Genomic DNA, 13,148 nt, shown 5'->3' with positions numbered 1-13,148 from the left:
ACCATAATAATAATACAATCTGTGCAACAATACAATATCTTTTCCTCATTTACACAACCTCTTCAAATTCCGATTTATCAATTTCGTTAAATTATCCTTATGAATTACTGCTGCTACAACTTTTACTGTTTTCATTCGCTAAATTTCTTTCTATATGAATTGCAGGAGATTGTTTTTTATACAAACTTCATATCCTAATTTCTTCTCGCCGACCTTATCAAAATTGGCGACAATATTAGCCCTTCGATAGCTGTAATGACTCCTGGTCCAAAGGACTTATGGGTTTACCTTTCTTCCTACAATATCAGCAGATACCACCACTGGCGGCTTTGGCTGCGGCTTCGGAATAACATGCGGAACATAAGCCGGTTTACTTTTACCTTTTCTCAGCAAGGGCCTTCATATACTGGGCATCGACATCACCACCTCTATTCTTAAAGTCCTCCATATCTTTAAAAACGAACATCGGCGGCTTCTTTACATCATTGTCCGGAACCGGCCTGATAGGGAACATCCATACTTTTCTCGAATTTCCATCCTCGCCAGGTTGTGTCCCAGCATACGGCTCGTCAACGAGCTCTATCAGTCCACAGTAAACGTATTCACCTTCATCGATAACTTCAAAGAGATGTACATCTACACCGTTGTGTCCACATCCGGCAAGTGTGGCATTCTGGACCCAGTTAATATCCTGATCTCCGTTTTTGCCAATACCAGTATAGTGGAGAATTCCTCCGATCCATTTGTCGTGATAGATACCCTTTGTGTTGTCTGATACGATCACCAGCGTATCCGTCGTCTTTGACCGGCGCATGCCTCCCATATTCCCACACTTAAATTTTTCAACGATATCGCTATTTTTCAGCGTTTCACCAATTTTTAATCCAGGATCAAAAAAATATACGGCCTCCATTTACTATTTTATTCCACTATCACAGTTAGCCTGTCCTGCGATAGCACATTTAAAAGTTCTTCCATACTCTTTTCAATATTTACCACATCTACAAAGAACAGTGAAACCGTCGCGCCATCACCACTATCAAAAGTGATTTTTCCACTATCTTTCATTACAAAATTTACCGGATAAAGAAGCCATATTTCCGACGTGTTATATTTCTTGGAATATGCATACATCTGATACATGTCACCCTGCGATATTCCATAATTGGCTCCTTTGTCATTGATGAGGCTCTTCCATTTGGTATCAAGAATAACAACGCTTCCATCATCTCTTGTAACCACAAGATCCGGTCTGAGAGCAAACTTTCGATGCTTCTCACCATTCAATGTATTGAATAGGTAGTGTCCTTTATCCTGAGCAGAAACCTCCCAGTTGGCCCTATTGAAAACCTTCTTCATATTACGTGCAACATATGACTCAAACACTTTTTCCATAGGAAACAGAAGTGCTCTTGCATTATCAGTCCCTGAAAAAGTAGTAAAACTCTTGCCTTTCAAGAACACCTTAGACCACTTAATTAGCATTTCATATTCCTTGGTATTACGATCTATTACTACCTTTGCAAAATCCTCATCATAGTTCTTCGAAGGCTCTACAAGTTCAAATGAAGTAAGAAGCTGCCTTATTTCTTTACCATTTTCCGCGCTACTACTTATACTCTGCAATTTCAAAAGCGTTGATTTTATCAAACGATTTTCTGGCCTATTTACCTGATACTCATCAAATCCTACATAGTAGCGTTCTTTATGCGCAAGATTTGCTTTAATATGCTCATTAACCATAAGCTTTCCCTTGTAAACAGTAAGGTTATCCTCCTGTCTCGCATATGAAGATTTAATACCATGCTTTACAATCGACCTCACTTCTTGCAGATACATATTAATGAAGACATCATACAAATTCATTCGATTCGTTTTAAGATTAGCATTTGTAAAGACCTTGCTCGGAAAATCCCTCATGCTTCGAAGCATCTTCATGAACACTTGCTTCGTTTCATCATTCTCGCCATTTACAAACTCTATCTTAGGTAATATCTGAATCTGATAGTTATTCTTCATCTGAATGAGACCGACGTAATTCTTAAAAGTTACAGTTTCACCCAGGTTTCTTTTGTATCCAATCTTGATAAAATCTAAAACATCTGATTCTGTATCATCTGAATCAAAAGCATGAATGAACTCTATTAGCTCTGCAAATGAGTTCTTGTCCATGCATTTATAGAGATCCCTATAATCGGGGTTTCCAATTATGGTCTCAAACTCTTTTACCTCCAAGAGTTCATTCATCTAATCACCACTTTTCTTATCCAATTATCTCTTTATAACTCATGATGTTGTCAAAGGCCTCGTCCTGAATTACATAGGCGTAATCTGGTATATCAACATCAGAGGTATCTCCCCTGAATATCTGGTTTAATTTAATCTCATTAGCAAGAATAAACATATGCTCTGTGTTCTCTTTGCCGTTATCCCCAAGGCACATACGAATCTTACTGTAATCTTCATAAAAATATTCCTGTAAAAGTGGAATAACCGACTTCTTAAATATACTTGCAAGTTTCTGAACCGTTGGTTCATCCTTAAGGTCCGTAAAGAAAGCATGGCCTATGGTATGCTCTCTGTCAAACAAATACTCAATACGCTTGTTGATCACCTCAAGCATTTCTGCCACATCAAGTTCAACATCACCATCGACGACTTTATCAGCACCAATATTTCTAAGAACCTGAGGATTAGGCATCATCTCTTCAAACTGAAATCTTCGACGTAATGCTGTATCCATAATGGCTATGGATCTATCTGCTGTATTCATGGTTCCAATCAAATAAACGTTATTCGGAACTCCAAAAGGAACATTTGAATATGGAAGAGTCGCTTCCATAGCTTCCTTTGCCCCTTTCCTCTTAGTAGGCTCAATAAGTGTAATCAATTCACCAAATATTTTTGAAATATTACCTCTGTTAATTTCATCAATAATGAATACAAAAGGCCTTGTTTCATCCTTTACTTCAACTCCCGCCTCCGTAGGAACCCTGCTTAGCAAATCACCTACGCTTATTCGGTTTAATGGATAGACAGATTTTCGATCCAGCCTTGTGCCACCATTAAGGTCAATGATGCTAATATTGGCTCCCTTATACAGCCATTGAACCCGACGTTTTCTTGGATAGTGTTTATCTGAAGTATCAAATTCAACTTCCCCAGTAATAATCGCCACTCCATCTACAGCATCGCTGGTAGCACGAGCAACAACTACGTCCCCGATTTCCATCTCATCTTGAAAATTCAAAAGAATGCGTCTTTCCTTATCATTCAACCCTTCTGTTTCATCGGTAATAACCTCCGGTGACTTGTGCCATCCAATTCGAATAGTACCTTCATTAAAGCATCTCTGCTTCAGTTCCGGTTCATTATTGCCACCAAGAATCACATTCCAAACACGAGCATTTTCACCAACATTAACTCCGCTTGAACTGGTTTTCTTTTTAGATGCTCGGTCGCAAAAATCTTTAAACACACCATCTTTAATTGTGTATTCAACATCCAAAGCTTCAGAATCCATCTTGGGTTTTATTCCCTCGATAAACTCTTCATATCCGTATGACTGATGAAATGTTGTAAACGCTACACGTTTCTCTTCATCTTTAAGAACTCGATATCTATCCAGGACTTCCTCATATGGTCTTGACTTCACTTCATCCAGGCTTAGTTTATCGCAAATGGCCACTGCATAAATTGCGGTATTATATGTTTTTCCTGTTCCAGGAGGTCCGTAAAGAATAATGTTCTTATCGAATTCCGTCTCACTCATTTCATCATTACCGCCTTTATCATATATCAGATCTATTTCTGTTAAATTCATTTCCTGCAAAGCCTCTAACAATTCCGGACGCATCTTATATTCATAAGTCCCTGCATTAACCTCATTACCTATACGGACTTGAAAAGCTATCGGGAAGTATCGCTGTGTATCCCCATATGGACAAGGCTCCATTTCAAAGAAACTTAATGCTCTTTTGCTTGTGTTCAGAATACTGCTGGTATAAACAGTCGGGTAACCTTTATATTTATCGGATAATGTTTTAGGTGAACCGATACCGCCAATATCAACATAACATGCAAGAACTCTCATGCATCCATCGTGCGATTTACTCTCAACCTCGTCAATGAAACGCATCCAATCATCTTTTGTTAATTTAACAGGATATTCCTCAGCAGAAGGCCAATACTTTGCCTCTCCAACAATAATCCCTGCTTGTTCAAAAATGTACTGATAAAATGGCATTAAAAATTTAACCGCATCTTGTGTTTCTTTTACAATCTCCGTTGTCCTGGTATAATCATACGGCTTTGAAATTCGCTTTATAACCTGTATTTTTTTGCTTTACCACTATCCCGAAGTTCTTTAACCTCCTGTTGTCCACCCTCGGCGAGTAAATAATCCCCTTGTTTATTTGTGTAAGCATAATACGCATCAACACCTTCCGGTATCTCTATGTCAGCTATCACATTATGACGTGAATAATCCTCATCTTTACTTGCGCCATCTCTGGTTTCAACGTGTACAGAGAGCACCCACTCCTCATCTGTTAAGCTCTTATCATTAAAAAATATGGAAATACTATGGGGATACTTCTTCCAGTCTTTGCCCTTTAGCTCGACCCAGAAATATCTCTGGGTATTATTGCCCTGATTTATCCAACCGGAACAAGACTGTGCTTCTAATTCAGGAAAGGCGCTAACTACGTGTGAGCAGAACTTAGTAAACTCTTTGCGAGCTTTTCCACCTTCTTCCTTGAAGGCCTCCATCTCTTCTTTGTTTGGACCAGCATTATCAGGATTAACATAATGCTTTCCTGCATAGTCTTTGAAAAATGCTTCAATTCTTTCAAAATCAATAGCATCATATTCCTTGTCGCCCTTACCAAGCTTTCTTGCCTCAAGGTCAAAAATCCTATAGTTTTTTACTGTAAAGTTATTATCTCTGAAAGTCTTTACCTTTTTGCAATTTTCTATATACTTGCTTAAATCAGATACTTTCTCAAGATCAATCCCGAAGTACAAGTATATGTTAGGATTACCAGAATTAGAATTAAATACCAGGAATGTATAGGGTTTAAGACAATGAAGTATTACTGATGCTGAAGCAGCTTGCATTCCAGAAATTCCAGTGGATAATGCCTTCTGGCATATATCAAACATCTCCTCGTCGGAATCATTATCGAGTATATCTATGCACATTTGAATAAAGCGGATGCAATCTTCCTTCTTTGCGTCATAAAAGGAGTAGAACGCGGTTCCAAACATTCCAATTGACACATCACCTTCACGATTTGTATAAGCGTTATTTTTTGATCTATCCCATATAGTATCGAGCAAGCCTACTAATCTTGATTTCTCATTATCCGGAAGATGGCTTTCAGAAATAGATTTTTTCTTAATATCAATCTTCTGTCTCCATGTACCAATAACCATATGATAAATCAGATTCATATCCCTAAAATCAATCTGATCAAGATTACACATGTTTTTATAAGCACGCACAGTTTCACGTGCAAGCTCATAGCTTCCGTCATGCTTATCTGGATCCATCTCATCAATATGCTGTAGTTCCTGAGCTACTTTCAGATACTCACGGGTTTCCAAATTTACTCTTACTGGGCTCTGCGGTGTTCCAAAGCCATGTTTCTCCATCAAAATGTGGTCATACAAGTCGCCATTAAGCTCCTCAATAAGCTCAAGCTCCATATATCGACCAGCAGTACCATCAAACTCACCGGTGAGATCGTATTTTTTATCATCAATATCAGGAACCTTGATATCTACTTTATTTGCTTTACATTTTAACCTGACGGCATGTTCTTCGCCTGAAACATAAATGTACACAATGTCCCCTGCTTCGACATTTGTACTTTGTCTCCAGTCAATCTTACGCAAATCTCTAAAAGCATTAACGCAATCGTACTTCTTAGGATTTCCTGATATAAACCATTCTGTTGCCACTGTAATCTCCCCTTTTTATTGTTCTCTTTTAACATAGGTCAACTCTATATCGTATCCGAGCTGCTCCAGCATCTTTACAAAGATATTATTCACGATCTTCTCTGGGATCTTAATAAGCCGGTTTACGTAGGACGGAGATGTCCCTGCTTTCTCAGCCAATTCCGTCTGAGTCGTCTGCTCCTCTACACACTTTACTTTTACGTCGATTTCGATATTATTCCTTAGCATACCTTTTTTACCTTAAAACAGTTCAATATGGTTTCACTGTCAATTAAATTAATTGTATCACAAATCGTTTAAAATTTCATCAATTATTTATGAACGTCAAAAAGACGCCCCGAAAGAGCGCCTCTGGCACATGGTATGTTATTCATCGACCTCTATCTGCAGGCCCGACTTGAACTCGACAAGTATCATCTCGTCATATACTGTAACCTCTACTTTCTATATAAATTTTGTTAACTTACTTTCCCTGATACTTGAAATATAACACATTTTGATGTGATTTCCTACCCATAGTGTTAACTTCCTTTTTATAATGTGTTTAGATATTGTAGACATAAAAAACAGGTGACATACAAATCTTGTACATCACCTGTTCCACTATTGATTTATTCAATTGTTCTTATACAAACATCTGCTGCAACAGACCTTTTTTCAGTTCTTCCCACGCAACCAATGTAGCTTTCTGCTTCTCAATGACTTCATCCAATGATGAAAGACAATCCGCAATTTTTTGCTGTTCTGCAAGACAAGGAAAATCAAAAACCAGACTTTGAATAATCTGAGATGATAAATTTCCCTGTCCGCCTTGAAGATATGTTCGCAAAATAGTTTCCTTGTTATGTCTCAAAATTTCAACAATAAATTTTCTATGAAAATCATTCAATGGTCTAATACATAAAAAAGCCTGATTGATAGCACCTTTGATTTTAGAAATATCAACTTCACCACTTGTAGCACCATAAAGTGCATATAAAATATCACCAATATCTACCATTTTCGCAGATGATTCATTCAATCCATCCTTCGTAATACGCAACTCTGTTTTATCATCATGAATTTCTCCTGAACGAATAAATGAAATTGTTCCATTTTCATAATAACGTGTTTTCCCTGATTTCGGTGTTCCACCTGAAAATGTCTTACAAATATCTCCCAACTTCTTTTCTTCCCAATCAGGAAATTTACTTCCATCATCCGCTTTGAACCTTACTTCCTGACTGAACAGCTTCTGCATCACACCTTTTTTACGTTTCTCCCATGCAGATACAGTTTCCTTTTGCTTCGCAATCACTGTATCAATCGTTGATAAGAACTCTGCAATTTTCTGCTGCTCCTCAAGACAAGGAATGTATGACTTCATTCGCAAAAAATCTCTAGGTTTTAAGGTCATAAGTTTTATTACAGTACCTTCCAAATATTAAGCGTCCGCTTAATAAAATCAGGATTTCTTACAATAGATTCCATAAATACAGCGTTTTGTTCCGTGTAAAAAATAGCATAAATTGGAGAAAGAAGACCTTTACCTAATTTATTTCTGTTAATAGCACCGTATTTTAAATTTGCTGGATTATAAATAATGTCATTATATTCTGTACGAAGGAATTTTTTACTAGCCTTATCTTTCATAAGAAAATCTCTTTTGTTTGTTTTCTTATCTTCTGGATTTATTACACCCTGTTCTATTGTAAATGATAACAGTTTATACTCATCATCAATACATTGCATTTCTCTTCGTTCTACAAAAATATCTGACAACTTCTTTTTTTCCCAATCTGGAAACTGACTTCCATCATCAGCCTTGAATCTCAATTTAGGTTCATTCAATTACATCACCCCTTTTTTATAGTTTCAGCATCTGCAACAACCATTTTTATTTTAATCTTCGCAACAATCATCTGAATAAATTGCTTAATATCACTGACATCTCTATCAGGATGCTTATTGATTACATGTGTCTGGTCATTACCAAGCCATGTTGCTTTTTCTGCCAAAGTTTTAATATCTGAATCATCCGTAATATAATTTCTGATTTTTTCAGACAAAGATTTTGTATCTATTTCACTGACTTTTTCAGGGAATTTATCAACACAATAATCTCTAACTAAAAATTCCAATGCTCTACGATACGCCATTCCGCAAATTAAATTCAACCCATCATGTTCTGCACGTTCTGCTTGCTTATACACCTCAACAAAAGAGGGTGACAAATCACTAATATCTTCATCGAAATCTACACTTTCCATTTCAAATGGATAAATGCCAACAAATTCACTTATTGCGTCATCTGTATCAAAATTTTCATCCTTAAACGCTAATTCCGTCTTAACTGTATTCGTCACAGTGAATAATTCATTGCAAGATGTACATCTGTAAATAGATATAACCGTACATTCTTTTTGTTCATTATCCGTAATATTATTAACTGCCCTAATCGGTAAAATTTCAGTGGATAATACTTTACCACAACAAGGACATTTATCTGGTAATAATATAGGCAATTCCTTTGAAGGTAATTGTGCATTTCCTACCATATATTCATACGGATAAGGATTGTTTGCCATTGACAGAAATGACATTGCAGCCGATGCAGCTATCGTGGTGGGATATTCTGTTTTCTTAAATTTCATAATTAGAATTCACCTGCCTTTACAGTCCAAGCTGTCTCATAAAACTTTCAGCCTTATCAATCGCAGCTTTTGTTTCAGAATCCAGTGTCTTAATCTGAGCTTTTACAGCATCCAAATCCACTGGTTCTTCTTCCTCGAATGTATCAACATATCTCGGAATATTCAGATTGTAGCCGTTCTCGATAATCTCACTCATATCTGCTACATGAGCAAATTTATCTACGTCTACACGCTTTGCATACGCATCTACAATCTTATCAATATGCTCCTGTTCCAAGACATTCTGATTCTTTCCAGCCTTGAACTCTTTCGATGCATCAATGAACAGAATGTTTCCTGAATTGCCGTTTCTCTTGCTTTTCAGCACTAATACACATACTGGAATTCCTGTTCCGTGGAACAGATTTGCAGGCAATCCGATAACAGCATCCAGTCTATTCAAATCTTTGATGATATATTTTCTGATTGCTTCTTCTGCACCGCCGCGGAACAATACACCATGTGGCAGCAATACAGCTACACGACCATCTGAATCATCCATGTGATAAATCATATGTTCTACAAAGGCAAGGTCAGCAGCAGACTTCGGTGCCAGCTTTCCAGCTCCGCTGTATCGTGGGTCATCCTCAAATTTCTTATCAGCAGACCACTTCAAGCTATACGGTGGATTGCAGACCTGTACAGTCAGCTTCAAATCATCACCGTATTTATCATCTTTCAGTGTATCACCTTTGTAAATATCAAAATTCTGCCAGTCTACGCCATGCATAATCATATTCATTCTTGACAGGTTGTATGTTGTAGCGTTCTGCTCCTGTCCATAGAAATGACCAACTTTATGTGTGGTCAAATGCTTCTGGACTTCTAACAACATGGATGCAGAACCGCAGGTACAGTCACCGACGGTCTTTGCTTCGTCCAGTCCAAGGGATGCAAGTGTAGCACAAAGTCTACTCGGTCCGGCAGGTGTGAAGAACTCTCCACCTTTCTTTCCGGCATCTGAAGCAAACAGACCAATCAGAATCATATATGCTGTACCAAGTACATCAAACTGAGAATCCTGTAAATCAAAATCAATGTCTGAAACCTTGACCATGACACGACCAATCATATCTGTACGGTCTGCCACTGTCTCTCCAAGACGTACATCCTGTAAACGCATATCATTGAATAATCCATCAAATGCTTTGTTGGATTCATGACCCATTGTAGAACCTACAAGGTCATTGATTGCTTTTTCAAAATCTTCTACGCTGAATTTATCAGCATCATTCTCAAATTTTGTAATCTTACGAATCAGGTTACGGAACAGGTTTTCCGGCTTGATGACATATCCCAGTTTGGATAAAGACCAGTCTTCTACAACAGGTCTGTAATCGTCATCCGCAAATGCTTCTTCGTATGTTACACCGTCATTTTCAAGGATTTCTGCCATGTACATTTCTGTACGTTCTGACAGATAACGATAGAAAATAACTCCAAGAATATAATTCTTGAACTCGCTGGCATCCATCTGTCCTCGTAATTCGTTGGCAATCGCCCAGAGCTTTTGAGAAAGCTCATTTGCCTGTGCCTGATATGTATTTGTATCTGCCATAATTATTCTCCCTCTGCTTTATATTTGTTATAGGTCTCTGTTACAAATGTCTTCACTGATTTTGTCAGCTTCGTCATTTTCAGAAGACCCAGCTTGTATGCCGTCAATCTCTTACGTATATCATCATCTGAAATCGTACCGTGGAACACATATTCCGTAAACAATTCTGACACCATCATGTAATCAATCTTGTTATCAAACGCAAATTCTTCCATGTCAGCCTTCATCTGCTCTTTCTCGAACTGAGTGAATGCTTCCATGATATCTGCATCCTCTGACAAATCATAGAATCTAGTCATAATGAACTGTCTCATGACCTCTTTTTTGAGTCTCAATGATTCATTATCGGAACGCTCAATCTCACGCAGAATCAAATCAACATCCTGCTGCTTTTCTTCCTCTGTCTTGTCGTGAGTATTCGCATTTTTCAGCAGATTCAGGATATACACGACATTGATACGGTCAGTACGGACAAGCTCAATATCGAAATCCACATCTACTGGTACAGGTACTTTAGGATTTGGATTGTGTGTCTGGTCTTTGTAATACAGATACCAGCTCTTGAATCCTTCGTATTCATTCTCATCCATCACAACAGCAAGGTCATCCCAGTCAAACTTAGAAAATGTCTTCAAAGTGGCAAGGGTCTTTGCCATTGAACGGAACGCAATGATAAACATACGGATTTCATCTTCTGACTTGAGCTGTCCAGCTGCATCCACATCCGCTGTAATCTTTCTCAGAACAGGTTCCTGATTTACCCACTGATTCAGATAATACTCATAATTTTCAAGCAGATATTCATTCGGGTCTCCGTCACCGGAGAATAGTGCCAGTGCATCATCCTGCCACTGCTTGATATTTCTGTATGATACAATCTGTCCAAACTGCTTTGTCACCTTATCTACACGGTTTGTACGGCTATATGCCTGTACAAGTGAGTGCCAGATAAGATTCTTGTCCAGATACAGCGTATTCAATGGCTTTGCATCGAATCCGGTCAGGAACATATTAACTACCAAGAGAATATCAACCTGCGGTAAATCCTTCTGTTTCAATCTCTTTGCAATATCTTTTCTGTATGCATCAAATGTATCAATCGTAAATGCTGTATTGTATAAAGCATTGTAGTCCTGCATACAGCGGTCAAGAAGTTCCTGTGAATGTTCATCTGCACCATCATCCATATCTTCATTTGCCTGATAGGAAAAGATTGCAGCCACTTTCAGCTTCTTATCATCTGGTACCGCATCGTTCATCTTCCTGAACTCATCATAATACTTTCCAAGGGTCTGAATCTTATCCACTGCGAACAGTGCTGTATAAATATCCTTTCCCTGTGGATGCACATGCTGTTCATGATGCTCAAAGATATGCTTTGCAATGCCAGCAATACGCTCATCATCATGGTACAGAGGTTCCATGTCGATTTTATGACGCTTGCAGTATTCCGGGTCATCCAGCTGTTCCGGGTCAATACCCTTTACAGCAAGATTCCTTGCAAAGATGGTACGCTGATACTCTACTGAGAATCTAAGCACGTTACCGTCTGCAATCGCATCCTTAATCATGTATTTATGCAAGCATGAATCCAGCTTATCTCCTGCATGGAAAATATCAGCTGTGGTACGACCATCCGCACCCTTGTTTTTCTCAAAAATCGGTGTTCCAGTGAATCCGATGTAATTTGCTCTTTCAAAATGCTTTTCAATCTGACCATGCATCTTTCCGAACTGGGAACGATGACACTCATCAATGATAAATACAACCTTCTTATTCTTGTATGCATCCATTACAGCTGCATATTTTGGATTCTTAACAGCATTTGCCATTTTCTGAATTGTTGTGACAATCATCTTTTTCTCAGATGATTTCAGCATGCTGATAAGTACAGCAGTGCTGTCCGTATTGTCTACACAGTCTTTTTCAAAACTGTTGTATTCATCAACGGTCTGGTCATCAAGGTCTTTTCTGTCAATCAAAAATACGACCAAATCTACCATTAATTCATCACGCAAAAGCTGTGCCAGCTTGAATGATGTCAGCGTCTTTCCTGAACCTGTGCAGGCAAATACATAACCATTCTGATTTACTTCCAGTACACGCTTCTTTGCAGCCTTTACAGCGTAAATCTGATATGGTCTCATGACCATCAATACAGGCTCCGTGGTCTTAATGACCATGTATTTATCCATCATCTCTGTAATAGCTGATTTACGGAAAAATTCACCTGTGAATGTGTTCAGGTCATTGATACGTGTATTCTTTTCATCTGTCCAGAAGAATACAAGAGATTTCAGGATTGGATTGTACTGACCGTCCATCATCTCATTCTCATTACAGAAATACTTCGTCTGTACAGAATTGCTGACTACAAACAGCTGCAAATATCTAAAAATACCCTTGAAAGAAAACTTTCTGTATCTGTTAATCTGATTGATTGCTTCGTTGATTTCCACGCCGGGGCGTTTCAATTCAATCTGTACAAGCGGTAAACCGTTGATAAGGACAGTCACATCATAACGATTCTTATAAACTACATCGTCTTTGTGTGCCTTGTCCATTGTGACCTGATGTGTTACCTGATAGATATTTCTATCTGTATCACCTGAGAAGAAATCAATATACACTGATTCTCCATTATCCAGCTGTAACACATATTTATCACGAAGAATCTTTGCTGATTCATACACAGAATGATTATCTACATGAATTATAATGCGGTTAAACTCAGCATCTGAAAATGATGCATCATGTCCTTTTTCTGCCAGCTTCTTTGCATTGAACTTTGCAAGCTGTTCACGGAAATTGGCAAGCACATCATCATAGTTATCTAATTTTATGAATTTGTATCCGATACCTTCTAAACGGTCTATGAAAATATCTTCAACTTCGTATTCAGAAGTATGTGCCATACTTTGGTATGCTCCTTCTTTTCTATATATACTTTATAT

At 38.1% G+C, this 13,148-nt stretch carries 10 protein-coding genes; all 10 read right to left on the bottom strand.

What is annotated here, in order from left to right; all coding sequences use genetic code 11:
• Window positions 1-376 precede the first annotated feature (376 nt).
• The gene (locus AB5627_RS13240) at window positions 377-913 is read right to left on the bottom strand and encodes an HNH endonuclease (protein WP_265290934.1); all 537 of its coding nucleotides are present in this window, start codon (window positions 911-913) and stop codon (window positions 377-379) included.
• An 8-nt stretch (window positions 914-921) separates the two neighbouring features.
• Window positions 922-2,247: an McrC family protein gene (locus AB5627_RS13235; RefSeq protein WP_265290935.1), complete on the bottom strand. Its 1,326-nt coding sequence runs from the start codon at window positions 2,245-2,247 to the stop codon at window positions 922-924.
• 16 nt (window positions 2,248-2,263) lie between these two features.
• A complete protein-coding gene (locus AB5627_RS13230) occupies window positions 2,264-4,246 on the bottom strand; it encodes an AAA family ATPase (RefSeq protein WP_337400357.1) in 1,983 nt (660 codons plus the stop codon).
• Between the two features lie 77 nt (window positions 4,247-4,323).
• A complete protein-coding gene (locus tag AB5627_RS13225; RefSeq protein ID WP_368369896.1) occupies window positions 4,324-5,964 on the bottom strand; it encodes a hypothetical protein in 1,641 nt (546 codons plus the stop codon).
• 15 nt (window positions 5,965-5,979) lie between these two features.
• Window positions 5,980-6,192, bottom strand: coding sequence for a helix-turn-helix transcriptional regulator (locus tag AB5627_RS13220; protein WP_265290937.1), 213 nt, complete (start codon window positions 6,190-6,192; stop codon window positions 5,980-5,982).
• A gap of 397 nt (window positions 6,193-6,589) precedes the next feature.
• On the bottom strand, window positions 6,590-7,384 hold the full coding sequence (locus tag AB5627_RS13215; protein ID WP_368369894.1) for a restriction endonuclease subunit S: 795 nt from the start codon (window positions 7,382-7,384) through the stop codon (window positions 6,590-6,592).
• Window positions 7,369-7,794 (bottom strand): hypothetical protein, encoded by a 426-nt coding sequence (locus AB5627_RS13210; RefSeq protein WP_265290939.1) that lies wholly within the window; start codon window positions 7,792-7,794, stop codon window positions 7,369-7,371. The genes AB5627_RS13215 and AB5627_RS13210 overlap by 16 nt, the downstream gene beginning before the upstream one ends.
• Before the next feature lie 5 nt (window positions 7,795-7,799).
• Window positions 7,800-8,597: a DUF4145 domain-containing protein gene (locus AB5627_RS13205; protein ID WP_265290940.1), complete on the bottom strand. Its 798-nt coding sequence runs from the start codon at window positions 8,595-8,597 to the stop codon at window positions 7,800-7,802.
• Window positions 8,598-8,616: 19 nt separating this feature from the next.
• Window positions 8,617-10,194, bottom strand: coding sequence for a type I restriction-modification system subunit M (locus AB5627_RS13200; RefSeq protein WP_265290941.1), 1,578 nt, complete (start codon window positions 10,192-10,194; stop codon window positions 8,617-8,619).
• 2 nt (window positions 10,195-10,196) lie between these two features.
• Window positions 10,197-13,109, bottom strand: coding sequence for a type I restriction endonuclease subunit R (locus AB5627_RS13195; protein ID WP_265290942.1), 2,913 nt, complete (start codon window positions 13,107-13,109; stop codon window positions 10,197-10,199).
• Between the last annotated feature and the right edge of the window lie 39 nt (window positions 13,110-13,148).

It is taken from the genome of Ruminococcus sp. RTP21198st1_G1_RTP21198_201120, assembly GCF_040924265.1.
In the GTDB taxonomy this organism is placed as follows: domain Bacteria; phylum Bacillota; class Clostridia; order Oscillospirales; family Ruminococcaceae; genus Hominimerdicola; species Hominimerdicola aceti.
Note: the sequence above shows the minus strand (reverse complement) of the source record. Positions and strands in the feature narration are given on the sequence as shown.